This window comes from Micromonospora sp. NPDC023737 (assembly GCF_040639715.1).
Classification (GTDB): domain Bacteria; phylum Actinomycetota; class Actinomycetes; order Mycobacteriales; family Micromonosporaceae; genus Micromonospora.
On sequence record NZ_JBFAAL010000012.1, the window covers coordinates 189497 to 214121 of the forward strand.

19 protein-coding genes are annotated in these 24625 nt (G+C 74.1%); 12 read left to right on the plus strand and 7 right to left on the minus strand.

Going from position 1 to position 24625, the window contains the following annotated elements; genetic code table 11:
• Nucleotides 1-203: 203 nt before the first annotated feature.
• Complete coding sequence (gene panB, locus AB0F98_RS23780) at nt 204-1049, minus strand: 3-methyl-2-oxobutanoate hydroxymethyltransferase (protein WP_357738934.1); 846 nt, start codon at nt 1047-1049, stop codon at nt 204-206.
• 127 nt (nt 1050-1176) lie between these two features.
• Nucleotides 1177-2937: an NAD+ synthase gene (locus AB0F98_RS23785; RefSeq protein ID WP_357738937.1), complete on the minus strand. Its 1761-nt coding sequence runs from the start codon at nt 2935-2937 to the stop codon at nt 1177-1179.
• A gap of 250 nt (nt 2938-3187) precedes the next feature.
• Here AB0F98_RS23785 and glnA point away from each other — a divergent pair, with 250 nt between their 5' ends.
• From glnA to AB0F98_RS23805, 4 genes are all read left to right on the plus strand, one after another.
• Entirely contained in the window at nt 3188-4537 is a 1350-nt protein-coding gene (gene glnA / locus AB0F98_RS23790; RefSeq protein WP_357739002.1) for a type I glutamate--ammonia ligase, read from the plus strand.
• A 47-nt stretch (nt 4538-4584) separates the two neighbouring features.
• Nucleotides 4585-5277, plus strand: a complete 693-nt coding sequence (locus tag AB0F98_RS23795) for a YafY family protein (protein WP_357738940.1) — start codon at nt 4585-4587, stop codon at nt 5275-5277.
• A gap of 137 nt (nt 5278-5414) precedes the next feature.
• Nucleotides 5415-8768, plus strand: coding sequence for an AAA family ATPase (locus AB0F98_RS23800; protein ID WP_357738943.1), 3354 nt, complete (start codon nt 5415-5417; stop codon nt 8766-8768).
• A gap of 43 nt (nt 8769-8811) precedes the next feature.
• Nucleotides 8812-9192, plus strand: a complete 381-nt coding sequence (locus tag AB0F98_RS23805; RefSeq protein ID WP_357738946.1) for a VOC family protein — start codon at nt 8812-8814, stop codon at nt 9190-9192.
• A 230-nt stretch (nt 9193-9422) separates the two neighbouring features.
• Here AB0F98_RS23805 and AB0F98_RS23810 read toward each other — a convergent pair whose 3' ends face one another.
• Nucleotides 9423-9926, minus strand: a complete 504-nt coding sequence (locus AB0F98_RS23810) for a hypothetical protein (protein WP_357738949.1) — start codon at nt 9924-9926, stop codon at nt 9423-9425.
• Nucleotides 9927-10137: 211 nt separating this feature from the next.
• On the opposite strand from AB0F98_RS23810, the gene AB0F98_RS23815 reads away from it, so the two are divergent.
• Nucleotides 10138-11034, plus strand: coding sequence for a virginiamycin B lyase (locus tag AB0F98_RS23815; RefSeq protein ID WP_357738951.1), 897 nt, complete (start codon nt 10138-10140; stop codon nt 11032-11034).
• Nucleotides 11035-11073: 39 nt separating this feature from the next.
• Here the strand turns inward: AB0F98_RS23815 and AB0F98_RS23820 are convergent, their stop codons facing one another.
• Nucleotides 11074-11949: an LD-carboxypeptidase gene (locus AB0F98_RS23820; protein ID WP_357739005.1), complete on the minus strand. Its 876-nt coding sequence runs from the start codon at nt 11947-11949 to the stop codon at nt 11074-11076.
• Nucleotides 11950-12158: 209 nt separating this feature from the next.
• Between AB0F98_RS23820 and AB0F98_RS23825 the strand changes: the two genes are divergently transcribed.
• Genes AB0F98_RS23825 through mptB (AB0F98_RS23845) form a run of 5 tightly spaced genes read left to right on the plus strand, consistent with a single transcriptional unit; the run spans nt 12159 to nt 20788 of the window.
• A complete protein-coding gene (locus tag AB0F98_RS23825) occupies nt 12159-12926 on the plus strand; it encodes a type 1 glutamine amidotransferase (RefSeq protein ID WP_357738954.1) in 768 nt (255 codons plus the stop codon).
• Nucleotides 12926-16114, plus strand: coding sequence for a bifunctional [glutamine synthetase] adenylyltransferase/[glutamine synthetase]-adenylyl-L-tyrosine phosphorylase (locus AB0F98_RS23830; protein WP_357738957.1), 3189 nt, complete (start codon nt 12926-12928; stop codon nt 16112-16114). Before AB0F98_RS23825 ends, AB0F98_RS23830 begins: the two co-directional genes overlap by 1 nt.
• A complete protein-coding gene (locus AB0F98_RS23835) occupies nt 16026-17675 on the plus strand; it encodes a hypothetical protein (RefSeq protein WP_357738960.1) in 1650 nt (549 codons plus the stop codon). Before AB0F98_RS23830 ends, AB0F98_RS23835 begins: the two co-directional genes overlap by 89 nt.
• 52 nt (nt 17676-17727) lie before the next feature.
• Nucleotides 17728-19143, plus strand: a complete 1416-nt coding sequence (gene mptB / locus AB0F98_RS23840) for a polyprenol phosphomannose-dependent alpha 1,6 mannosyltransferase MptB (protein WP_076468106.1) — start codon at nt 17728-17730, stop codon at nt 19141-19143.
• Nucleotides 19144-19156: 13 nt separating this feature from the next.
• The gene (mptB, locus tag AB0F98_RS23845) at nt 19157-20788 is read left to right on the plus strand and encodes a polyprenol phosphomannose-dependent alpha 1,6 mannosyltransferase MptB (protein ID WP_357738964.1); all 1632 of its coding nucleotides are present in this window, start codon (nt 19157-19159) and stop codon (nt 20786-20788) included.
• Nucleotides 20789-20872: 84 nt separating this feature from the next.
• Here the strand turns inward: mptB (AB0F98_RS23845) and AB0F98_RS23850 are convergent, their stop codons facing one another.
• The 3 genes from AB0F98_RS23850 to AB0F98_RS23860 form a co-directional block, all read right to left on the minus strand.
• Entirely contained in the window at nt 20873-21862 is a 990-nt protein-coding gene (locus tag AB0F98_RS23850) for a hypothetical protein (protein ID WP_357738966.1), read from the minus strand.
• The gene (locus AB0F98_RS23855; RefSeq protein WP_357738969.1) at nt 21859-22245 is read right to left on the minus strand and encodes a PadR family transcriptional regulator; all 387 of its coding nucleotides are present in this window, start codon (nt 22243-22245) and stop codon (nt 21859-21861) included. Before AB0F98_RS23855 ends, AB0F98_RS23850 begins: the two co-directional genes overlap by 4 nt.
• Nucleotides 22246-22394: 149 nt before the next feature.
• Entirely contained in the window at nt 22395-22835 is a 441-nt protein-coding gene (locus AB0F98_RS23860; RefSeq protein WP_125498275.1) for an SPW repeat protein, read from the minus strand.
• A 382-nt stretch (nt 22836-23217) separates the two neighbouring features.
• Here AB0F98_RS23860 and AB0F98_RS23865 point away from each other — a divergent pair, with 382 nt between their 5' ends.
• Nucleotides 23218-23763 (plus strand): hemerythrin domain-containing protein, encoded by a 546-nt coding sequence (locus AB0F98_RS23865; protein WP_125498276.1) that lies wholly within the window; start codon nt 23218-23220, stop codon nt 23761-23763.
• On the plus strand, nt 23760-24625 hold an 866-nt coding region (locus tag AB0F98_RS23870), incomplete at its 3' end, for a hydrogenase expression protein HypE (protein WP_357738973.1). The genes AB0F98_RS23865 and AB0F98_RS23870, both read left to right, overlap by 4 nt.

Sequence of the window (24625 nt, forward strand, 5' to 3'; positions counted from 1 at the left end):
AATGGCAACTGGTGGTCGATTGTCGGGAGCCGTCGCGGCTGGTCGCGTTCTGGGCGGAGGCGCTGCGCTACCGGCCGTAGCCGCCTCCCGACGGGCTGCCGAGCACTACGCGGTGCAGCTGGCCGACCCGGAGGGCAACGAGCTCTGCGTGGTCTGACCCGACCGGGCGGCGCGGCCGGTCAGGCGCGCCGCCCGGCGTACGGTCAGAAGGTGTGTTCGGCGGCGGGGAACTCGCCGCCGCGTACCTCGTCGGCGAACCGGCGGGTGGCGTCGGCGAGGGTGCCGGCCAGGTCGGCGTACCGCTTGACGAAGCGGGGCGCCTTGCCGCTGCGCAGGCCGGCCATGTCCTGCCAGACCAGCACCTGGGCGTCGGTGTCCGCGCCCGCGCCGATGCCGACGGTCGGGATGTCCAGCTCGTTGGTGATCCGCTTCGCGACCTCGCCGGGCACCATCTCCAGGACGACCGCGAACGCGCCCGCCTCGGCCACCGCACGGGCGTCGGCGATGACCTCATCGGCGGCGTCGCCCCGCCCCTGCACGCGGTAACCGCCGATGGCGTGCTCGCTCTGCGGGGTGAAGCCGATGTGCGCCATCACCGGAATGCCGGCGCCGGTGATCGCGGCGATCTGCTCGGCGCAACGCCGGCCGCCCTCCAGCTTGACGGCGTGGCAGCCGCCCTCCTTCATGAACCGCACGGCGGTACGCAAGGCCTGCTGCGGGCCCTCCTCGTACGAGCCGAAGGGCAGGTCGCCGACGATCAGCGCCTGCCGGGTGGCCCGGACCACGGCGCGTACCAGCGGCAGCAGGTCCTCGGCGGTGACCGGGATGGTCGTCTCGTAGCCGAAGACGTTGTTCGCCGCCGAGTCGCCGACCAGCAGCACCGGGATGCCGGCCCGGTCGAAGATCGACGCGGTGTACTGGTCGTACGACGTGAGCATCGGCCACCGCTCGCCGCGCTCCTTGGCGGCGATCAGGTCTCGGGTGCGTACCCGTCGGGTCGCCGGCCCGCCATAGAGGGCGGTCACCTCGGTCGGGGTGGACTCCACCATGACTCTCTCCTTCCTCGAGGCCGCGTGTGCGGTCCCCGGGTTCCGCCCCGATCGTCGCACCGGACGAACCGGCGGCGGCAGAGCGCAGTGGAGGATTTCACTCCGACCCGACCGAGGGGGAGCGCGGTCAGCCGTGCTCGCGCCAGCGGTTGGTGACCGGAAGCCGCCGGTCCCGGCCGAACGCCTTCATCGAGATCTTCGTGCCGGGCGCGGCCTGCCGTCGCTTGTACTCGGCGGTATCCACCATCCGCAGCACCTTGTCGACCACCGCCGGGTCGTGCCCCGCCTCGACCAGCCCGTCGCGCCCGAGATCACCGTCGACGTAGCCGATCAGGATCGGGTCGAGCACGTCGTAGTCGGGCAGCGTGTCGCTGTCGAGCTGGCCCGGGCTCAGTTCCGCGCTCGGCGGCTTGCCGATCGAACTCTCCGGGATCGGCGGGGCCTCGCCGCGTCGGACGGCGTCGGCGTTGCGCCACTTGGCCAGCCGCCAGATGAGCGTCTTCCAGACGTCCTTCACCGGGTTGAAACCGCCCACCGAGTCGCCGTAGAGCGTCGAGTAGCCGACCGCCAGTTCGCTCTTGTTGCCGGTGGTCAGGACCAGGTGGCCTTCCTGGTTCGACAGTGCCATCAGGATCACGCCGCGTACGCGGGCCTGGAGGTTCTCCACCGTCACGCCGGAGAGCGACATGTTGGCCAGGAACGTGTCCACCATCGGCTGGATCGGCTCGACCCGGTAGTCCAGGCCGGTGCGCTTGGCGAGCTCCGCCGCGTCCTCCCGGGAGTGCTCGGAGGAGTGCTGGCTGGGCAGCGACACCGCGACCACCCGCTCCGGACCCAGCGCGTCGACGGCCAGCGCGCCCACCACGGCCGAGTCGATGCCGCCGGAGAGGCCGAGCACCACCGACGGGAAGCGGTTCTTGTTGACGTAGTCGCGCAGCCCGAGCACCAGTGCGTGCCAGACCTCGGCCTCGTCGGCGACCGGCTCGATCGTCCCGCCGACCGCGGGCGGGGCCGCCGGGGCCGGCAGGCTCTCGGTCACGGTGGCACGGACCACCCGCAGCCCGTCGGCGACCCGGTCGCCCGCACCGGCCGACTTCCCGGCGGCGGGCAGTTCCAGGTCGTGCACCAGCAGGTGCTCCGCGAACTGCGGGGCGCGGGCGAGCAGCTCGCCGTCGGCCGAGACGATCATCGAGTCGCCCTCGAAGACCAACTCGTCCTGCCCGCCGATCATGTTGACGTACGCGACGGTGGCGCCGGCCTCCGCGGCCCGGCGGCGGACCAGCGGCAGCCGGATGTCGTCCTTGTTGAGTTCGTACGGCGAGCCGTTGATGTTGACCACCAGGCCCACCCCCGCCTGGCGGGCCGCGGCGAACGGGCCACCCGCCTGCCACAGGTCCTCGCAGATCGTCAGCGCCACATCCACCCCGCCGATCCGCACCACGGTCAGCATGTCGCCGGGCACGAAGTAGCGGTCCTCGTCGAAGACGCCGTAGTTGGGCAGGTGGTGCTTGAAGTAGGTGGCGACCACCACGCCGCGGTGCAGCAGCGCGGCGGCGTTGCGCGCTCCCCGGCCCGGCTCGGCGTCGCCGGAGACCTGCGGCGGCCCATCGGCGTCCAGGTAGCCGACGATCACCGGCAGCTCGCCCAGCCCGTCCGCGGCCAGATCCGCGGCGAGCCGGCTCAGCGTCGCCTTGGAGGCCGCCACGAACGACCGCCGGAAGACCAGGTCCTCCACCGGGTACCCGGTCAGCATCATCTCGGGGAACGCGACGAGCTGGGCACCCGCGTCGGCGGCCCGCCGGGTCCAGGTGCGGACCAGGTGCGCGTTGCCGGCGAGATCGCCGACGGTCGGGTTGACCTGTGCCAAAGCGATACGCAGGGTGGGCATGAACCCATCTTGCCCCAGAGCGCGGGGCCCGACACCGTGGGCGTGGGAGAGGTCGGTCGACCCGCGCCCGGGGGTCCCCCGGGGTGTCCGTCCGGGTGGCTCCGCGACCCACGAAGTCCCCTGCTGGGACACCTCGGGCCGGGTGCCGGCCGGTCGCGTAACGTCGGCGTAACCAGGCCCGTGGAGACTGGTCGGTCAGGCGCACCGGCCCGGCCGGCGGCGGCGGAGAATAGTGTCACGAGGGGTGGAAGTGGACCGTCAGCAGGAGTTCGTCCTCCGTACGCTGGAAGAGCGGGACATCCGGTTCGTCCGGCTGTGGTTCACCGACGTGCTGGGCACGCTCAAGAGCGTCTCGGTCGCCCCCGCCGAGCTGGAGGCCGCGTTCGAGGAGGGCATCGGCTTCGACGGCTCCGCCATCGAGGGCTTCGCCCGGGTCTTCGAATCCGACATGGTGGCCATGCCCGACCCGACCACCTTCCAGGTCTTCCCGTTCGAGGGTGGCGTCAGCGGCGAGAGCGCCCGGATGTTCTGCGACATCCTGCTCCCCGACGGCAGCCCGTCCTGGGCCGACCCGCGGCACGTGCTGCGCCGCGCGCTCTCCCGGGCCGCCGACAAGGGCTTCACGTTCTACACCCATCCCGAGATCGAGTTCTTCCTGCTGGAGGACGGCCCGCAGGACGGATCGCTGCCCATCCCGGTCGACACCGGCGGCTACTTCGAGCACACCACGCACGCGGTAGCGCGCGACTTCCGGCGCCAGGCGGTGCTGGCCCTGGAGCGGATCGGCATCTCGGTGGAGTTCAGCCACCACGAGGTGGCCCCCGGGCAGCAGGAGATCGACCTGCGCTACGCCGACGCGCTCACCACCGCCGACAACATCATGACGTTCCGGCACGTGGTCAAGGAGGTCGCGCTCTCCACCGGCGTGCAGGCCACCTTCATGCCGAAGCCCTTCACCGACCAGCCGGGCAGCGGCATGCACACCCACCTGTCGCTGTTCGAGGGGGAACGCAACGCGTTCCACGACGGCGGCGACCCGATGAAGCTCTCCAAGGTGGCGAAGTCCTTCATCGCCGGTCTGCTGGTGCACGCCCGCGAGTACACGGCGGTCACCAACCAGTGGGTCAATTCGTACAAGAGGCTGTTCCCGCTGGCGTTGCCGGACCGGATCACCGAGAGCCCGGCGTACGTCTGCTGGGGTCACCTGAACCGTTCGGCGCTGGTGCGGGTGCCCGCCTACGGCAAGCCGAACTCGGCCCGGGTCGAGGTGCGTTCGCCGGACTCGGCGGCCAACCCCTACCTGGCCTTCGCGGTGCTGCTCGGCGCCGGCCTGAAGGGGATCGAGGAGGGCTACGAGCTGCCGCCGGGGGCCGAGGACGACGTCTGGTCGCTGACCAGCGCGGAGCGGCGTGCCATGGGGTACGAGGCACTGCCGGAGAACCTCGCCGAGGCGATCGACGTGATGGCCGGCTCGGAACTCGTCGCCGAGGTGCTCGGTGAACACGTCTTCGACTTCTTCCTCCGCAACAAGCGGGCCGAGTGGGAGCAGTACCGCCGCGAGGTCACCCCGTACGAGCGGCAGCGTTACCTGTCCCTCTGAGCGTCGGGCACGGCCGGGTTGTCGTACCCCCGGCCTAGCCTCACGCCGTGAACCGCACCGACCGCCTCTACGCCCTGGTCGAGGAGCTACGAGCGGTGTCACCACGGCCGCGCAGCGCCCGCTGGCTGGCCGCGCGCTTCGAGGTGAGCAGCCGCACCATCGAACGCGACATCGGCGCGCTCCAGCAGTCCGGGGTGCCGATCTGGGCCGAACCGGGCCGCACCGGCGGCTACGTGCTCGATCGCGCCCGCACCCTGCCGCCGGTCAACTTGACCGCCGGTGAGGCCGTGGCGATGGCGATGGCGCTGCACCGGCTGCGCGGCACGCCGTTCGCCGCGTCCGCCGCCACCGCGCTGCGCAAGCTAGTCGCCGTGATGCCGGCGGCGGACGTCGCCGCGGCGCACCGGCTCGCCGGCCGGGTGCACCTCATCGGCGACGGGCCGGTGACGCCTGTCCCGGCCGCGGTCGCCGACGCGGTCCTCGCGCGGCGGGTGCTTCGCATCCGGTACGCCGACCGCATCGGCGCCGACTCGCTGCGTGAGGTGGAGCCGTTGGGCTACCTGGGCAACCCGGTGCACTGGTATCTGCTCGCCTGGTGCCGGCTGCGCGCCGGAATCCGCGCCTTCCGCACCGACCGGATCGTGTCCGTGCAGCCGCTGTCCGAGGTGGTGACCCGGGAACTGAACCTCGACGACCTCGACATCCCCCACGAGCGGGTGCGTCCGCTCAGCCTGGTCTGAGCGCCACCGGCCCCTCCCCGACGTCGGAACGGATGCGGAGGTGGACGGCGGCGCCTGGTGATGCTGCGGCGAGCCGGGACAGCGCGGCGGGGCCTCCGCACGGCATTCTGGGGGCTCCGACGCGAGGGGAGCCTCCAGTGCCCGACGCACTCGGCTACGCCGACGCCGTACGCCTACTGGGCGGTGAGAAGAGCCGCCTCGTCGACTGGTTCGACAAGCTGACCGCCGGGACGCTGCTGGTGGCCGCTGTGCCGGTGCCGGCCCTGCTCGGCATCTTCGACGCCCGGGCGGAGTTCGTCCGGCTCGGTCACGAGCTGGTGCGCGGCGTCGCGGAGAAGCGCTCCGGACTGTCCCGGTACGGGCGGACGCGACGACTGGAGGCGGCGCACGCCGTCATCGCCCTCACCGCGTTCTTCGAGCAGTTGGGCGAGCTGGACCTGCCGTTCGACGTCGGCGACCTGAGGATCGGCCGGTCCGAGCAGCTGGCCCTGGCCGGGGCCCGCCCGGCCGACGATCTCACCGCCGCCCTCTTCGCCAACCCCGCGCCGGTCCCCGGGCCGCACCTGCCCTACCCCGCCCTGCGATCGGCCCTCGTCGGCTACTACGAGGAACTGGTGGCGGCCTTCCTCTCGTTCCTGCGCGGCCTGGCGATCGCCGACACGCTGTTCGACAGGCGGTGGCGGGCGACCGAACAGGCATTGGACCGGCTCCCGGACGCCGCCGCCGGCCGGCACCGGGACCTGCTGACCCAGCTCGCGGCCGACTTCCCCGAGGTGTCGTTCTGGCTCGGCCTGCACGAGCACGAGGCGACCCGCCAGGAGGTGCATCGCCTCTCCCTCGGGCTGGCCGAGATGCAGCGCGTGCTGACCGAGTTCTCGACCGGGCGGGCGCCGGACGACCGGCGGGCCGGACTCGGCGTCGCGTACGCCGCTGAACTGCGCCGGCCGATCATCTCCTCCGGCGACGTGCCGGCCGGGCTGACCGTGCCCACCCTCGGCGAGGCGTACGTGCCGCCGCTCTGCCGGATCGCGGAACTCGGCCCGGACGCCCGGCCCAGTGACGAGAGCTGGTGGGACGGCCGGCCGGTGCGCGACGACCTGTGGCAGGCGCTGGTCGTGCACCTCACCTCACCCGGCGCCACCCGGGCGCCACTGCTGATACTCGGGCAGCCGGGTTCCGGCAAGTCGGTACTGACCCGCGTCGTCGCCGCCCAACTGCCGACGGCCGACTTCCTCGTGGTCCGGGTGACGCTCCGCGACGTCTTCGCCGCCGGTGACCTCCAGGACCAGATCGAGCAGGCGATCCGCAACGACACCGGGGAGCGACTCGACTGGCCCGCCCTGTCCCGGTCCGCGGGCGACGCGCTTCCGGTCGTCCTGCTCGACGGGTTCGACGAGCTGCTCCAGGCGACCGGGGTCAGCCAGACCGACTACCTGCGGCGGGTGGCCGCGTTCCAGCGCCGCGAGGCCGACCAGGGCCGGCCGGTGGCGGTGCTGGTGACCAGCCGGACCAGCGTGGCGGACCGCGCCCAGCCGCCACCCGGCACCATCGCCGTCCGGCTCGAACCCTTCGACGAGTCGCGGGTCGGGACCTGGGTGGCGACCTGGAACCGGGTCAACGGTGCCGCCTTCCGGGCGCTCGGCGCACGTCCGCTGGACCAGGAGATCGTGCTGTCGCACCGCGAGCTGGCGACGCAGCCCTTGCTGCTGCTGATGCTGGCGCTCTATGACGCGGAGGGCGGCGACCTGCGTCAGGCCGGGGAGCTGCGCCGGGGAGAACTCTACGAGCGGCTGCTGCGCCGCTTCGCCCGTCGCGAGGTGGTCAAGGTGCGCGACGGCCTGCCCGATCAGGAACTGGGCCGGGCGGTCGAGGATGAGCTGCGCCAGCTCGCCGTCGTCGCGTTCGCCATGTTCAACCGCGGCGCGCAGTGGGTCACCGCGACCGAACTGGACAGTGACCTGGCAGCGCTGCCGCTGGGCGGGCCGCCGGCTCGCGAGCGGCCGGGACTCCGGGCGCCGCTGGCGGCGGCAGAGGTGGTGCTCGGCCGTTTCTTCTTCATCCACCGCTCCCGCACCTCCCTCGACGAGCGGCGGCGCGAGACGTACGAGTTCCTGCACGCCACGTTCGGCGAGTACCTGGTGGCTCGGCTCACCGCGGAGGTGGTGGACGACCTGGTCGCCCGGGACAGCGCGGCCAGCCTGTCCTGGCGTGAAGGGCCGGGGGTCGACGACGACCTGCTGCACGCGTTGCTGTCGTACGCGGTGCTGAGCACCCGGGCCACCGTGCTCGCCTTCCTCGACGAAGGGCTGGCCGGGCGGACCACCGGGCACCGGGACGCCTGGGCGGACCTGCTGCTGCGCCTGTTCCGGGAGGCCCCGTACGACGCGGGGGCGCGGCGGTTCGACGACTACCGTCCCCGGCGGCTGCGGGTGCCCGCCCGCTACGCCGCCCACACCGCCAACCTGCTGCTGCTCGCTCTCGCCGCCGGTGGTTCGGTGACCGGGCGGCAGCTGTTTCCCGATGCCATCGATCCGGTGGCCGAGTGGCGGGCCCAGGTGGGGCTCTGGCGTTCCCAGCTCGACCCGGAGGAGTGGCAGGGCCTCAGCGACCTGCTTGCGCTGCATCGACTCGGGGAGGGCCGCGCGCGGGACATCCGAATCTGGACGGACCACCGGCTCGCGGCTCCACCCGCTGCGGACGTGGCATGGCTGTTGGGGTTGCCGGCCGGGCGCGCGGGGAGTGGCTGGGCTCTGTCGCGCGACTTCCTGGCCCGGCTGCGGCGGAATGCCCACCTGACCTGCGACGCGGACTCCGGCGTGGTGGTGCACGCCGTCGAGCCGTTCCTCGACAAGCTGACCACCGCGCTCGCCGTCTTCCAGAACGAGTCGGGCGGTTCCGCCTCGGCTGCTCGGGCGCTGGTGGACGCCTGGCTCCTGCCCCTGCGACCGGCGACCGAGCGGGAACGGCGCGAGGTCTACCTGCGCTGCGTACGGCTGGTGGCGGGTGTGTCCGAGGTGGTGCCGGAGTGGGACCGAGCGGCCTTCCTGGGGTTGCTGTTCGACCGGCTGGCCGCGGACCGTGCGGCGTCTCCCGAGCTGCTGGCCGAGGTGCTGTCCGCCTGCCCGGTCGAACCACTCGGGGAGCCGGCGGCGAGGTTCGCACTGCTGCGCTGCGCACAGCGGGCGCTGGGCGCGAACGAGGCGACGGATCTGCGGCTCGCCCGGATCGTCAACCCGCTGATGCGCGACCGCGTCGGCCAACTCGACGTCGCTCTGGACGGCGTGACCGCCGACGTCCTGGTACGCCTGCACGAGCGAGGGCTCGGCGAGGCGTTCCTCACCCCCGGGCTGCTGGCCGCCTTCGAGGCCCGGTACGGCAGGCAGCACCCCGACCTGGTGCGGCGGTTGGGCCCGCTGGTGCGGGAGGTGGTGGACCTGCCCGGGAAACGCCGACAGCACGGTGTCGCGGACGAGGTCGAGGCTGGCTCCTGACAGCGCCGGCCGGGTGGCCGGCGCATGGAACGGGAGGCCACAGATGACCATCAGCAACGCCGTCACCTGGTTCGAGATCGGCACCGAGCGGCCCGATGAGGCGCAGCGGTTCTACGGCGACCTCTTCGGTTGGAGCTTCGCCGAGGAGGGGACCGGGGAGACGTCGTACCGGACGACCGTGGGCGCCGGGGCCGGGATCGGCGGCGCGATCCGTGGCACCGCCGGGACCGGGCCGAACTACGCGATCTTCTACGTGCAGGTGACCGACGTGGCGGAGACCTGCCGCCGCGCCGAGGCGGCCGGCGGCAAGGTGGTGGTGCCGGCGAAGACGAACCCGAACGGCCTCACCCTCGCCCACCTGCTCGATCCGGCCGGCAATCACATCGGCGTCTTCGCGCCGCCGCCGGGGCCCGCCGGCGCCTGACCGGTCAGGCGTCCACCGCCGTACCCGGGTCGGCGGCGTGGCGGTGTCCGCGTTCGACACCACCACGCCGCCGGAGCTCCGATCGCTGAGCGGCCCGGCCCGGGCGTCAGGCGTCATGCCGGCCCCGGGCCGGCGACCGTGGCGTTGCGGCCGTGCGTCGGTCCGGGTTCGGCGACCGTGCCGTTCCGGCCCGCACGCCGGTCCGGGGCCGGCGACGGGCGTGCGGCGCGTCAGCTGCCGGTAGTGCCCTCGGGCGTGCCGTTGCCGCTGGTGCGGTGACCGCCCCAACCGCCCCAACCGCCGTGGCGGCCGGGACCGCCCGGGCCGCCGCGGAAGACGCCGGCCTCGACGGCCTTGGTGATGGCGTCGGCCTGCTCCTGGGTGAGCTTGCCGTCCTTCACCGCCTGGTCCAGGCGCTCCTTCAACCGTGCCTGCCGCTCCTCGGCTGACGGGCGCTGCGGCCGGTCGGCTTTGTGCTGGTCACGCAGCTTCTTCAGGGCGGCGGTCACCTTGTCCGTGGGCACGCCCAGCTCCTTGGCGAGCTTCTCGGCGAACTTCCCCTGGTGGCCCGCCGCCTTCTGGTGCGCGCCGCCGTCGGTGGTGCTGCCGGCGCTCGGCGCCGGGGTGCCACCGTCGGCGGCGAACGCCATGGTCGGCGCGGCGATGCCGACGCCGAGCACGCCCGCCGTGGCCAGGCCGGCCAGCAGGTGCTTCTTCCTGATGCTGCGGGACATCGGTCCTCCATCTCGTCGTCGTGTTGCCATGACCCGTCGACAGTGACCAGGCCGGCTTGGCGGGACCCGTGACGAAGCTGTCAGCCGGCTGGGAATCTCGGCGGGGGAACGGGACAAACGGGTTGCGCCGGCGCCGGACCATCGGCAGGGTTGGCCAGCGGACCGGGCGGCACCGTCAGGCCCGGCCGGAGCGGCGGCGAGGAGCGACAGCGTGACCGACACCCCGATTCAGGAGTTCCCGGTGAGCGAGGCGGGCGCCGGCCCGTACGGCGTCACCACCGGCCCGGACGGCGCCTCCTGGTTGACGCTGGTCCATGCCGGCGGTGTCGCCCGGATGAGCGTCGACGGCGAGGTTCGGACCTGGTCGCTGGGCGCGCCGGAGAGCCGGCCACTGATCATCACACCCGGGCCGGACGACGGGCTCTGGTTCACCCGTTCCGGCGACGACCGGATCGGCCGGATCAGCACGGCGGGTGAACTCAGCTCGATCGCCCTGCCGCCCGGCACCGGGCCGTGCGGCATCACCACCGGCCCGGACGGCGCGCTGTGGTACGCCGGGATGAACTCCGACACCGTCGGCCGGGTGGCCACCGACGGAGCGGTGACCACCTTTGCGCTGCCGGTGGCCGGCGCGTTCGCGTCGATGATGGCCAGCGGGCCGGACCAGACGGTCTGGTGCACGCTCAACCAGGCGAACGCGCTCGCCCGCGTCGACATGGCCGGTGGCATCACCGTGCATCCGCTGCCGACCCCGAACGCGGGTCCCGTCGGAATCAGCGGCAGCGTCGACGGCGGGCTCTGGTTCGTGGAGATCGTCGCGGGTCAGCTCGGCCATATCGACCCCGGCGGCCGGATCCGGGAGTACGCGCTGCCGGACCGGTCCGCCCGGCCGCACGCGATCGTCGGCGACGCCGTGGGCGGGGCCTGGTTCACCGAGTGGGGCGGTAACCGGATCGGCCACGTCGACGTCGCCGGACGGATCGAGACGTACGACCTGCCCACCCCGAACTCGGAGCCGCACGGCCTCACCGTCGCTCCCGACGGCACCGTCTGGACCGCCCTCGAGATCGGCCGCCTGGCCCGCCTCACCCCACCACCCCACGCGTGATCATCAGGTCGACGGGGCGTAGTGACCGGGTGGGGTGGGTCAGCGGACGGCGGGGGTGACCGTGAGGGTCGCGGTGGTGGTGTCGAGGGTGGCCTCGGTCCCGACGGGAACGGTGAGCTGGCCGACGCCGTGGCCGATCGGCAGGCCACCGAGCACCGGCACGCCGAGGTCACCCAGGCGCTCGGCGAGTACGTCCGCGACGGTCACCGGCCAGCCGTCGGCGCAGTTGGTGAACTGCCCGACCGCCACCGCCGCCAGACCGTCGAGCGCCCCGGCCCGGCGCAACTGGGTGAGCATCCGGTCGACCTTGTACGGCGGCTCCTGCACATCCTCGACGAGCAGCACCGCCCCGGTCAGGTCGGGCATGTCCGGGGTGCCGAGCGACGCGGTGATCATGCACAGGTTGCCGCCGAGCAGCGGGCCGGTGGCGCGACCGGGCACCCGTACGGCGTAGGTCTCCTCCTCGGGCTGCGCGGTCACCGTCACCGGTTCGGTGGTCATCAGCGCGGCGTGCAGCGACTCGGCGGAGCGCAGCGGCGTCCGCTCGTCCGTCCACGCCGCCCCCGGACCGTGTACGCCGGCCAGCCGGGCGCCCCGCCAGAGCGCGAGCTGCAACGCGGTGACGTCGGAGAAGCCGGCCACCACCTTCGGGTCCCGCCGTACGGCGTCCATGTCGATCGCGTCGACCACCCGCTGCGCGCCGTAGCCGCCACGGGTGCAGATCACCCCTCGCACCTGCGGGTCGGCGAACGCCGCGTTCAGGTCGGCCGCCCGCAGTTCGTCCGCGCCGGCCAGGTAGCCCTGCCGGTCGTACGCGTGCGGGGCCAGCACCGGGCGCAGGCCCCAGCCGGTGAGCAGTTCGATGCCTCGGGCCACCCGCTCGGGGCGGGTCGGCCCGGACGGGGACACCAGCATCACCGTGTCGCCGGGGCGGAGCACGGGCGGGCGGAGGACGGTGAGGGCAGCGCTGGTCACAGCGGCTGAGCCTATCCCCGTGCGTCGCGGCCCGGCGCTGCCCCCGCAGACCCGGCGGCGGGTACCCCGGCCGGGCGAGCGTCGACACCGTCGCCGTGCCGGACCGAGGGGGTTCGGGGATCGGTGGGGCACCGGATAGCCTCGACGGCGTGGCAACCGCGTTGGTGATCGAGAACGACCCGACCGATGATCTGTGCCGGCTGGGCGAGTGGCTGACCGAGGCCGGCCTCGACCTGTGGGTGGCGCGTCCGCACGCCGGCGACGAACTCCCCGCCGACCTGGACGGCTACGCCGCGCTGGTGGTGCTCGGCGGTGAACAGCAGGCCTACCCGCTGCCGGACGGCTCACCCGGCGCGCCCTGGTTCCCGGCCGTCGAGGGACTGCTGCGCAAGGCGGTCCGGCACCGGGTGCCCACGCTCGCCGTCTGCCTCGGCGCGCAGCTGCTCGCCACCGCGCACGCCGGTCGGGTGGAGCGCAGCCCGTCCGGGCCGGAGATCGGTCCCACGGTGGTGGGCCGACGGGACGCCGCCGAGCAGGACCCGCTCTTCCGGTACGTGCCACTCATCCCGGACGTGCTCCAGTGGCACTCCGACGAGATCACCGAACTGCCGCACGGCGCCACCCTGCTCGCCGCCTCCACCCGCTACCCGCACCAGGCGTTCCGGATGGGCGACCGGGCCTGGGGGTTGCAGTTCCACATCGAGTGCGACACCGCGATGATCGCCGCTTGGGCCGCCGACTCCAGCCAGCTGGCGGAGCTGGGCTACGACCCGGAGCTGCTGGTGGCCGCCTGCGACGCGGTGATGGCCGACGTCGAGGAGGTCTGGCAGCCGTTCGCCGCCCGGTTCGCGGCGCTGGCCCTCGGCGAGCTGGGCGACGACAGCCCGCGTCGCAGCCTGCCGCTCCTCGGGCACTGATGGCCCGGCCGACCAGCGCGCCCGGCCGGCTCGCCCGGTACGGCTTCGGCACGGCTCAGGGCGACGGCGGCGCCCGGGCGGCCGACCTGCTCGGCCCGGACGGGCTCGGCCTGTGGCGGCCCGACGGCCAGGAGCCGGTCGACGGGCGGGCGGGGGAACTCGTCGCGGCGCTCGCCCGGGCGGCCGATCCGGATCTGGCGCTGCGCCAGCTGCACCGCCTCGTCGAGGCCGAGCATCGGGCGGCCGGCAACGCGGCCGCCGGAACCGTCGCGGCGGGCAACGCCGTCACCGGAACCGACGCGGCCGGCCGCACCGCCGCCGGAACGGGCGCGGCGGGTAACGCCGTCACCGGAACGGGCGCGGCCGGCTCACCGGATGGGGCAGCGGGAGCGGGCGGGGCACCGGGAGCGGCCGGCCTCGGCGTCGGGTCGGCGCTGCTGGAGCAGCTGTCCGCCGACGAGGGACTGCGTTCGCGGCTGATCGCCGTGCTCGGCGCCTCATCGGCGCTCGGCGACCACCTGGTGGCGAACCCGGACCACTGGACCGTGCTGCGTACCGGCGCGGACGGGCGACCGCCGACCGCCGAAGGGCGGTTGGAACCGATCGGCGACGGCAACCCGATCGCCGGGCTGCGGCAGGCGTACCGGCTGGCGCTGCTGCGGATCGCGGCGGCGGACCTGACCGGCGGGCGGGAGCTGGAACAGACCATGGCGGCGCTCTCCGCGCTGGCCGACGCCACCCTGCGCGCGGCGTACGGGATCGCCGTCGAGGAACTGCCGGAGGGCACGGCCCGGCCGAGGCTGGCCGTGGTGGCGATGGGCAAGTGCGGTGGGTTCGAGCTCAACTACGTCTCCGACGTGGACGTCATCTTCGTGGCCGACTCCGACGACGACCTGGCCGCCGCCACCACCGTGGCCACCCGGCTGATCCACATCTGCGGCCTGGTCGCCTGGCCGGTGGATGCCGCGCTACGTCCCGAGGGCAGCCGCGGACCGCTGGTGCGTACGCTCGCCAGCCACCTCGCCTACTACCGGCGCTGGGCCCGGACCTGGGAGTTCCAGGCGCTGCTCAAGGCCCGCCCGGCGGCGGGCGACCTGGCGTTGGGGCAGGAGTGGATCGACCAGCTCGCCCCGCTGGTGTGGCGGGCGGCCGAACGGCCCGAGGCGGTCGAGGACGTCCGAGCCATGCGCCGGAAGATCATCGACCACGTACCGCCGAAGGAGCTGGAGCGCGAGATCAAACGCGGCCCGGGCGGGCTGCGGGACATCGAGTTCGCCGTCCAACTGCTGCAACTGGTGCACGGCCGGGGTGACGAGTCGCTGCGCGAACCGGGCACCATCCCGGCGCTGCGCGCGCTGGTCGGCGGCGGCTACGTCGGCCGCGCCGACGGTGAGGCGCTGCTGCGCGGCTACCGCTTCCTGCGGGGCGTCGAGCACCGGCTCCAGTTGCAGGGCCTGCGCCGCACCCACACGGTGCCGACCGACCCGGGCGCGCTGCGCTGGCTCGCCGCCGCGCTGGGCTACACGGCCACACCGGGACGCAGCGCCGTCGAGGCGTTCCGCGCCGAGTGGGTCGGCCACGCCGCCGAGGTACGCCGGCTGCACGCCAAGCTGCTCTACCGGCCGCTGCTGGAGTCGGTCGCCCGGGTGCCCGCCGACGGGTTGCGGCTCACCCCGGAGGCGGCCCGGCACCGGCTGGAGATCCTCGGCTTCGGCGATCCGGCCGGGGCACTGCGTCACCTGCAGGCCCTCACCGGCGGGGTGAGCCGCACGGCGGCCATCCAGCGCACCCTGCTGCCCGTGCTGCTCAGCGAGTTCGCCGACGCGCCGGAGCCGGACCGGGGGCTGCTCAACTACCGGCAGGTCTCCGACAAGCTCGGCAGCACCCCTTGGTATCTGCGGCTGCTGCGCGACGAGGGGCCGGTCGCCCGCCGGCTGGCCCGGGTGCTCTCCTCGTCCCGGTACGCCGCCGACCTGCTGGCCCGGGAGCCGGAGGCGCTGCGGCTGCTGGCCGAGGAGAGTGAGCTGGTCCCGCGCCCCCGCGACGTGCTCCACGAGGGTTTCGCGGCCGCGGCCGCCCGGCACACCGACCCGGTCGAGGCGACCCGGGCGGTACGCGCGCTGCGCCGCCGGGAACTGGTCCGGATCGCCTGCGCCGACGTGCTGAGCCGGGCCGGCTCGCTGGCCCCCGCCCCGCCCCGTCCGGACGGGACGGGACGCCCGGCTCCGGCGTTGACCGACGTCAGAGCGGTCGGGGCCGCGCTGGCCGACGTCAACGACGCCACCCTGGCCGCCGCGCTGCGGATCGCCCGGGCCGCCCAGCCGGCCCTGCCCGGGCTACGCTTCGCCGTGATCGGCATGGGGCGCCTCGGCGGCTACGAGTCGAACTACCTCTCCGACGCCGACGTGCTCTTCGTCTACGACCCGGCCCCGGGCTCCGATGAGAACGCCGCCAGCGCCGCCGCGCAGGCCGTGGCCGAGGAGCTGCGCCGGCTGCTGGGGATGCCCGCCCCCGATCCGCCGCTCGGTGTCGACGCCGACCTGCGGCCGGAGGGGCGGCAGGGACCACTGGTGCGCAGCCTCGCCGCGTACGGGCAGTACTACGCGCGCTGGTCCCGGGTCTGGGAGGCGCAGGCACTGCTGCGCGCCCGGTTCGTCTGCGGCGACGCCGACCTGGGCGCCGAGTTCGAGACGCTGATCGACCCGGTGCGCTACCCGGCCGGCGGGTTGACCCGGGAGCAGGTGGTGGAGATCCGCCGGATCAAGGCGCGGGTGGAGCACGAGCGGCTCCCCCGGGGCGCCGACCCGGCCACCCACACGAAGCTGGGCCGGGGCGGGCTCGCCGACGTCGAGTGGGCCGTGCAGCTGCTCCAGCTGCGCCACGCCGGGGCCGTACCGGCGCTGCGCGGCACGCGTACCCTCGACGCGCTCGCGGCCGCCCGCAACGCGGACCTGGTCGATCCGGTGGACGCCGCGGCGATGGCGGCCGGCTGGACACTCGCCGCGCAGGTACGCAACGCGCTCATGCTGGTCCGCGGCCGGGCCGGTGACCAGCTGCCCCGACACGGCGTGGAACTGGCCGGCGTGGTACGACTGCTCGGTGCCGACGACCCAGGCCAGTTCCTCGACGACTACCTCCGCACCGCCCGCCGCTCGCGGGCGGCGATGGAGCGGGTCCTCGACGGCTGAGACCCGGCGCACCCTGCTCGGCACGCTCGTCGCGGCGCTGGTGCTCGCCGGTGCCTTCCTGCTCGCCCCGCCGATGGGCACCGATCTGTCGGCGCAGGTCGCCCGGGCCACCTTCGCCGACCGTAACGGTCTCGCCCCGCTCGACTTCTCCTGGTACGGCGGGGACGGCCAGTTCGGTTACAGCCTCTACACCCAGTTCCTCGGCGCGGCGGTCGGCGTACGGCTGGTCGGCGCGGTCGCGGCCGTCGTGTCGGCGGTGGCGCTGGCCTGGCTGCTGCTGCGCGGGCAGGCCCGCCGGCCGCTGCTCGGCGGGATGCTCGGCGCGGCGGTGCTGGTGGGGAACCTGGCCAGCGGGCGGATCACCTTCGCGGTCGGGTTGATGTTCGGGCTCCTCGCCCTCTGCGCCGTGCACGCCACCCGGCCGCCCCGGTGGGCCCGGTTGCTGCTGGGGGCGGTGCTTGGGGCACTGGCCACCTGGGGCAGCCCGGTGGCCGGTCTCTTCCTCGGCCTGGCCGGGGGAGCGCTGCTGCTCACCGACATCCGGCGGAGCGGCCGGTCGCCGCGCCGGCCACGGGCGGAGAGCCTCGTGCTCTGTCTGGTGCCGGTGGTGGCCGTGGCGCCGATGGCGCTGCTCTTCGGCAACGGCGGAACGCAGCCGTTCAGCGCCGAGTCCATGCGGATCAACGTCGCCCTCGCCGTGGTGGTGCTCGCGCTCGTCCCGGTCCGCGTGCTGCGCGTCGGCGGGGCGCTGACCGCGCTGCTGCTGGTCGCGGCGTACCACCTGCCGAGCCCGATCGGCTCGAACGCGCTGCGCCTGCCGATGCTCTTCGTGTTGCCGCTGGTCGCGGCGTTCGTGCCGATCGGCGCGCGCTGGCTCGCCGCCCTGCTGGCCGTCCTGGTGTGGTGGCAGTCACCGGTGGTCACCAGCGACCTCACCAGGATGGGCTCCGCGCCCGCGTACGAGGCGTTCCACCGGCCGCTGGTCGACGAGTTGAGCCGCCGGGCGCCGGTCGGCCGGGTCGAGGTGGTGCCGCTGCGCGACCACTGGGAGAGCGCGTACGTGGCGGAGGCGGTGCCGCTGGCCCGGGGCTGGGAGCGGCAGGTGGACGTCGAGCGGAACGCGCTCTTCTACGGCCCCGGCCCGGACGCCGCCGGGTACGGCGACTGGCTGCGGCGCAACGCGGTCAGCTTCGTGGCGGTCGCCCCGGACGCCGCCCCCGACCGGTACGCGCAGGCCGAAGCGGCGCTGGTGCTCGCCGGCCAGCCGTACCTGCGGGAGGTCGCCCGGCCGGGGCAGTGGCGGCTCTACGAGGTGATCGAACCGGCTCCGCTGGTCTCCGCGCCCGCCACGCTCGTCGGGTCCACGCCGGCCCGGGTGCGGTTCACGGTCGACGCCGCCGCCGACGTCCTGGTCCGGGTGCGCTGGTCCCGCTGGCTGTCGCTCGACGCCGGCGAGGGCTGCCTCGCCCCCGGCCCGGACGGCTGGACCACCGTTCGCGCCCGTACTCCCGGCGCCTACACGGTCACCAGCAGTCTGTCACCCGAGGGTCGCTGCCCGTAGCGTCCCCCGGCCCACCTGGGGACCGCGCACCGGGTGCTGGCAGCATGTCCGGGTGCCTTCCCACCTCGCGCGCTGGACCGGCCTGGCCGGCTCCGCGCTGCTCGCCGTCGCCGCCTTCCTCGGCGGTGCGATGCCGCACGGCGATCTGCGTCCGACCCCGCTCAGCATCTGGCAGGGGCCGTACGGGCCGGTGATCCTCATCGGCTGGGCCGTCGGCACGGCCGTGCTCGCGTACGCCTGGTGGTCGCTGCGCGGCGGGGTGCCGTCGACCCGCTGGGCGCTGGTCACCGCCGGGCTCTGGCTGCTGCCGATGCTGATCACGCCGCCGCTGGGCAGCCGGGACGTCTACGCGTACGCCTGCCAGGGCGCCAGCTACGCCGCCGGGATCAACCCGTACGAGCAGGGCGTCTCCACCCTGCCCTGTCCCTGGCTGGACACCATCTCGTTCATCTGGCGGGACACCCCGGCGCCGTACGGGCCGCTCTTCGTGATGATCGCCGGCGCGGTGGTGAAGGCGACCGGCTCGCTCGTCGGCGCCATCGTGCTGTTCCGGCTGCTCGCGGTGGCCGGTGTCGTGCTGACCGCGGCCTGCATCCCGGCGCTGGCCCGCCGCTGTGGCGTACCGGCCGGGCGGGCCGTCTGGCTGGCGCTGGGCAGCCCGCTGATCGGCGTCCAGCTGATCTCCGGCGCGCACAACGACGCCGCGATGGTGGGACTGCTCGTCGCCGGGCTGGCCGTGGTCGCCGCCCGTCCGGGCCGCCCCGGCGTGCTGCTCGCCGGGGGCGTACTGCTCGGGCTGGCGGGTGGCATCAAGGCGACCGCGCTGGTCGTGGTGCCGTTCGCGGCCCTGGCGGCGATCGCCGGCGGATTCTCCGTCCGGGCGCTGATCCGCGACGGCGGCTGGGTGGTCGGCGGTGCGGTCGCGACAGTGGTCGGGGCGACCTTCGCCGCCGGCCTCGACTTCGGCTGGATCAGCGGCCTGGAGCAGGGCGGCCTCGTGGTCGCCTGGACCTCGCCGCCCACCGCGCTCGGTCAGACCGTCGCCTACCTGGGACTCCCGTTCGGCTGGCACGGCGATCCGCTGCCGGTCACCCGGGGCATCGGCATGGGCGTGCTGGCGATCCTGCTGGTGTGGCTCTGGTTCCGGGCCCGCCACCGGGAGCCGCTCTGGCACGCCGCGCTGGCGCTCACCGCCACGGTCGCGCTCGCCCCGCTCTTCCACCCCTGGTACTGGACGTGGCCGCTGGCGGTGCTCGCGGCCACCTCGCGGCAGCGGATCAACTGGTTCGCCGCGATCACGGTCGTCTCGGCGTTCCTGGTGCTGCCGGACGGCACCGGCCTGCCCCGGTACACCAAGACGGTCGGCGCTCCGCTGATGACGCTGTTGGTGATCGTGGTGGTGGTCCGGTTGGTACGTTCGGCTCGGGCGGCCCGTCAGCCGGTCGCCGCGACCGTCGGCACGGACTGAGGAGGCCCCGCCGGTGACCGGACCCGGCGCGCGTCCGAACCCGGCCGACCGAGCGGAGCCGCCGAACGGCCCCGGGCACGGCCCCGCCCGCACAGAGCATGCCGAGCCGCGTCGGGCCGGCGCGGCACGGTACGCCGGGCTGGCCGGGGCGGTGCTGCTCGCGGTCGCCGGGTACCTCGGTGGTGCGCTGCCGTCCGCGCCGCTCGTGAGGGTCACCCCCGTCAGCATCTGGCAGGGCCGGCACGGGCCGCTCGTGCTCGGCGCGTGGCTGGTCGGCACCGCCCTGCTGGTGGGCGCGTGGTGGGCGCTGCGGCGGGGAGCCCCGTCGACCGGGTGGGCGTACCGCACCGCTGGGCTCTGGGCGCTGCCGCTGCTGGTCACCGCTCCGCTGGGCAGCCGGGACGTCTACTCGTACGCCTGCCAGGGCTGGGCGTACGCGCACGGCGTCGACCCCTACGTCACCGGTGTGGCCGCGGCGGGCTGCCCGTGGGTGGACGCCGTGTCACCGATCTGGCGGGACACTCCCGCCCCGTACGGCCCCGTCTTCGTGCTGCTCGCCGCGCTGGCCGTGACGCTGGGCGGCGGCCTGACCGGCACCATCGTGCTGCTGCGGCTCTGCGCGCTGGCCGGGGTGCTGCTGGCCGCGCTCTGCCTGCCGGGGCTGGCCCGGGCCGCCGGCGTACCGACCCGGCGGGCGGCGTGGCTGCTGCTGGCCTGCCCGCTGGTCGGCGTGCACCTGCTGGCCGGGGCGCACAACGACGCGGTGATGCTCGGGCTGCTCCTGCTCGGTCTGCTGGTGCTGGTCCGCCTGCCCGGCCGGCCGGGTGCGCTGCTCGTCGCCGGGCTCCTGCTGGGGCTGGCCGTGACCGTGAAGGCGACCGCGGCGGTGGTGCTCCCGTACGCCGCGCTGGCGGCGGTGCACGGCCGGTACACCGTACGCGTCCTGGCGCGCGACAGCGGTTGGCTGGCCGGCGGGGTGCTCGCCGCGCTGGCGGGCAGTTCGCTCCTTTCCGGCCTCGGGCTGGGCTGGGTCGGCGGGCTGAGCCACAGCGGTGACTCGGAGCAGTGGACCTCGCTGCCGACGGCGGTGGGCTTCGTCGTCGACTACGCGGGCGGCCTGCTCGGCCGAGACCCCGACGCGGTGCCGGTGGCCCGGGCGGTGGCACTGCTGCTGCTCGCGGCGCTGCTGGTGGCGCTCTGGTGGCGGGCGTGGACGGCGTTGTGCCGCCTTAACGACGCTCGGCAGCGGGTGGCCCGGCTGGCCGCGGCCCGTCCCCGGGTGACGCTGTACGCGGCCGGGCTGGCGCTGGCCGCCACGGTGGTGCTGGCCCCGGTCTTCCACCCCTGGTACGCCACCTGGCCGCTGGCGCTGCTGGCGGTCAGCGCGGGCGGAGACCACTCTTCGGACGTCCCGGTGCGGGTGGGCGTGGGGAGCTCCCACCTCGCGACGCGGACCAGCTGGTTCGTGCTGCCCTGCGCGGTCGTCGCGTTCCTCACCCTGCCCGACGGCACCAACCTGGCCCGGTTCACCAAGGCTCCCGGCGCGATAGCGATGACCGCCCTGGCCCTCACCCTCCTGGTCCTCGCCCTCACCCGGCGCTCCGGTTTCCGCGCGCCCGCCCCGCCCGATTCCTCGCCTCGTTGATCATGATGTTTGGCGGCGCAATGCGAGATCGAACAGCCGCCAACGTCATGACCAACGGGACTGGTCCGGTGGGGAGGATTGCATTCAGCGCGGGGAGCCGCAGGTGGGACAGGTGTGGGCGGTGGGGAGGTTGGCTGATCGGAAGAGGTGGTTGCGGGCCGCACGTCCCGCGGTCAGCGCGACCCACAACACTGTCACGTTCAGCGCCACGACCGCGGCGGCGGTGACGGCGAACGTGGCGGTGTCCTGCGGGTTCCAGTCGAGCGTCTTCCCGGTCAGGAAGGCCAGCGGGCGCAGCGCCAGCAGGCCGACCGGGGCGATGAGCAGCAGCATGGACCACAGCCCCCGCCGATCGCCTTGGAGCACCAGCGCCACCGCGATCAGCATGGCCACCACGAGGACGGCAGGTGCGGAGGTGGTCAGCGCTGTTCCCGGATCACCCCAGCGGTAGGACCAGTCGCCCAGCCCGTGAGCCGTCGAGGCGACGGCTGTCGCCGCGGCCGCGAGTGGCGGCAGCCGGAGCCGCCAGCCGCCACCCGTCGGCAGCGCGAGTGCCAGCAGGCCCAGGACCATCTGGGGCAGGAGCACGAACAACGGCGGCCGCGGTACGCCGGCGAGCGCGCTGACCGGCACCACCGCCACGGTGACCGCCAGGGCGAGCCCCACGGCGACCCGCGCCCACCGGGCGGGTGCGACGGCGGCGACGACGGTCGCGAGTAGCCACGCGACCCAGCAGGCAACGCCGACGGTGGCGAACGGGCCGAACTCCACCCAGTCCACAGTCGGTGCGGTGGTTTCGGCGGTCGCCCAGGTGCCCGCCACGACGGCCGCGGCAGGAAAGGCGAGCAGGGCCGCGAGGCGTACGCCCGGGATCAGGTCGGCGGCCCCGGCGGCCCGCAGCCGCTGGCGCAGGCCGCCGCGCAGCAGGTCCGCGGCGTCCGCGGGGGAGGGCCAGCGCTGTCCCTGCGCGGCGAGGTCGAGGTACGTGCCGATGATCTCGGCGCCGCGCGAGCGGCGGTAGTCGGCCGGGTACGCGCGCAGCAGGCGCAGGTAGCGGCGCTCCAGGTCGCTCATGCCGCCCCTCCGGCGAGACGTGGCGTGCCGGTGCTGGCGGCGCGACGCGGTGTGCCGGGGTTGGTGGCCCGGTTGCGCAGCCGTTCGGTGGCCGCCGCCACGTTGCGGCGAAGTCGTTCGGTCTCGGCGCTGAGGGTGGCCTCGCCCTCCGGGCTGAGGCGGTAGTAGCGGCGCAGCCGGCCGTCGACGACCTCTTCCCGGTCGACGTCGACGAGGCCGGCGTCGACCAGCCGGTCGAGCGCGCCGTAGAGGGTGCCGGGGCGCAGGGTGACGCGGCCGTCGGAGAGGGCGGCGACCTCGCTGATCAGGCCGTAGCCGTGCAGCGGCGCGGCGGCCAGCGCGGTGAGGATCAGGAAGGTGGGTTCGCGTAGCGGTGTGTCCACCGCCCCAATATATCGGGCACGAAGGTATTCCGGTAGTCGTCACATAGAAGCCGGGCCGGGGGCGGGGGGGGGGGCCCCGCCCCGCCGTCGGCCGGCGCCGCGCTCAAGCCGGCGCCGGGGACGCCGCCTGTGTGCGGCGGCCTGCCTGCTCAGTGGCGCGGGCGCCGGGCGACCGTCAGCCCCATGGCGGCGAGTCCCATCGCGGTCACGATCAGGCCGAGCACGACGTTGTTCCAGATGATCCCCGCGCGCGCCGAGTGCGTGACGGTCACGACCCAGGGCGAGATGATCAGCCAGATGCCGAGCGGCACGAGCAGCCAGCCCAAGCGCATCATCCGCTGCGGTGCCAGGGCCATGCCGAGCCCGAGCAGGCCGATGGTGACCCCGATGATCAGGTTGTTCACCGTGATGTTCGGCTGTCCGGAGAAGTGCACGACCCAGGGTGAGATCGCGGCGTAGAGGCCGGTCAGCGCGGTCAGGCCTTCCAGTGCTATTCCCTGTCCGCTGGACCCCGCGCGTTCCAGACGCTCGCGCATCTCGTGCATCTCGGGATGGGTGCCCATGTCGGTGGAGTGCTGCGAATACGACATCGCCGCCGTCTCCTCTCGGTCGAAAAGTGTGGTGTCCACTGCGCCGGTCTCGCGCCCGCGGTTCTTCCGGGGGCGCGTCCCGGGTTCCCCGCTGTGACCCGGTGTCCCGCATCGCCTGTGCGGTGGTCCCTCGCCCGTGGTGTCGTTCGCGTCCCCGTCGGTGCCGACGTTCCCGCCGGGCGGGCGGCCGGGGCGCGCCGCCGAACCGGGTGCCACCGCGGGGGAGCGGCAAACGCGGCAGGGCCGCCGCGGACGACGCCCGGCATGTCCGTCGCGCCCGCCACCGGGCCGTTCACCCCACTGTCCCGCTCGGCGCGCGCTCCCCGGCGGGCGGTGCCAGCCTGGTGCGGGGGCGGACCCACCCTCCTCGAGGAAAGGTGCGATGGACGCCATCGAGTTGTTGCAGCACGACCACCGGATGGTGGAGCAACTGTTCCGCGACTACCACGCCGCGGCCAGCGACACACAGCGTCGCGGTGTGGTCGAGCTGATGATCCGCGAGCTGTCCCGGCACGCCGCGCTCGAGGAGATGATGTTCTACCCGATGGTCCGCAAGGCCCTTCCGGACGGCGCCCGGCGGGCCGACGAGCATCTCGCCGGGCACACGGCCGTCAAGAAGCTGCTGCACGACCTCGACAAGCTGCCCGCCGGCGCGACCCGCGAGGCCGACCTCGTCCGCCGGCTCAGGGGCGCCGTCGAGCAGCACATCCGCAGGGACGAGGACGAGCTGGTGCCCGAGGTGCGCGACCACGTCCGCCAGGAGGACCTGGACCGGCTCGGGCGGCTGCTGACACAGGCGAAGCAGTCGGCACCGACCCGGCCGCACCCGGGAGCCCCGGACCGTCCCCCCGGGCTGACCCTGCTCGGCCCGGTGGCCGCCGCCTACGACCGACTCCGCGACCGTCTCCAGGGGAGGCCGAGCACATGAGCGTGGACAGCACCCTCGAAGCGACCCAGGAGGCCTCGGCGGCCGAGGACAGAGCCGGCTTCGACGAGATCCACATCCTCTGGATCTCCGAGGGCATGAGCTGCGACGGCGACACGGTGTCCATGACGGCCTCGGGCCAGCCGGCCATCGAGGACGTCGTGCAGGGGCTGGTCCCCGGACTGCCCAAGGTGCACCTGTACAACAAGGTGCTCTCGCCCAGCCTGGGCGGCGAGGACTACCTCGTCCCCTTCCGGGCGGCGGCCCGCGGCGAGCTGTCCCCGTTCGTCCTCGTCATCGAGGGTTCCGTGCCCAACCAGAACATCATCGAGGACGGCGGCTACTGGACCTCGTTCGGCAACGACCCGGACACCGGCGAACCGCTCACCCTCAACTGGTGGATCGATCGTCTCGCGCCGAAGGCGTGGGCGGTGGTCGCGGTCGGCACCTGCGCCACCTACGGCGGCATCCACGCGATGGCCGGCAACCCCACCGGCTGCATGGGCCTGGCCGACTACCTCGGCTGGGACTTCCGGTCCCAGGCCGCCCTGCCGGTGATCAACGTGCCCGGCTGCCCGATCCAGCCCGAGAACTTCATGGAGACCCTCACCTGGCTGCTGTACCACGCCGCGGGTTCGGCGCCCCCGCCGCCGCTGGACGACATGCTGCGCCCGCAGTGGCTGTTCGGGAAGACGGTGCACGAGGGCTGCGACCGGGCCGCCTACTACGAGCAGGCCGACTTCGCCAAGGACTACAACTCTCCGAAGTGCCTGGTGAAGGTGGGCTGCTGGGGGCCGGTGGTCAACTGCAACGTGCCCAAGCGCGGCTGGATGGCCGGTATCGGCGGCTGCCCGAACGTCGGCGG

Excerpts from the sequence above, each read along its gene's own strand:
- AB0F98_RS23785 (WP_357738937.1), bottom strand. The coding sequence starts at position 2,937 with ATGCCCACCCTGCGTATCGCTTTGGCACAGGTCAACCCGACCGTCGGC.
- AB0F98_RS23850 (WP_357738966.1), bottom strand. The coding sequence starts at position 21,862 with ATGAGCGACCTGGAGCGCCGCTACCTGCGCCTGCTGCGCGCGTACCCG.
- AB0F98_RS23810 (WP_357738949.1), bottom strand. The coding sequence starts at position 9,926 with ATGTCCCGCAGCATCAGGAAGAAGCACCTGCTGGCCGGCCTGGCCACG.
- panB (WP_357738934.1), bottom strand. The coding sequence starts at position 1,049 with ATGGTGGAGTCCACCCCGACCGAGGTGACCGCCCTCTATGGCGGGCCG.
- AB0F98_RS23860 (WP_125498275.1), bottom strand. The coding sequence starts at position 22,835 with ATGTCGTATTCGCAGCACTCCACCGACATGGGCACCCATCCCGAGATG.
- AB0F98_RS23830 (WP_357738957.1), top strand. The coding sequence starts at position 12,926 with ATGGCCCGGCCGACCAGCGCGCCCGGCCGGCTCGCCCGGTACGGCTTC.
- AB0F98_RS23865 (WP_125498276.1), top strand. The coding sequence starts at position 23,218 with ATGGACGCCATCGAGTTGTTGCAGCACGACCACCGGATGGTGGAGCAA.
- AB0F98_RS23805 (WP_357738946.1), top strand. The coding sequence starts at position 8,812 with ATGACCATCAGCAACGCCGTCACCTGGTTCGAGATCGGCACCGAGCGG.
- AB0F98_RS23820 (WP_357739005.1), bottom strand. The coding sequence starts at position 11,949 with ATGCTGGTGTCCCCGTCCGGGCCGACCCGCCCCGAGCGGGTGGCCCGA.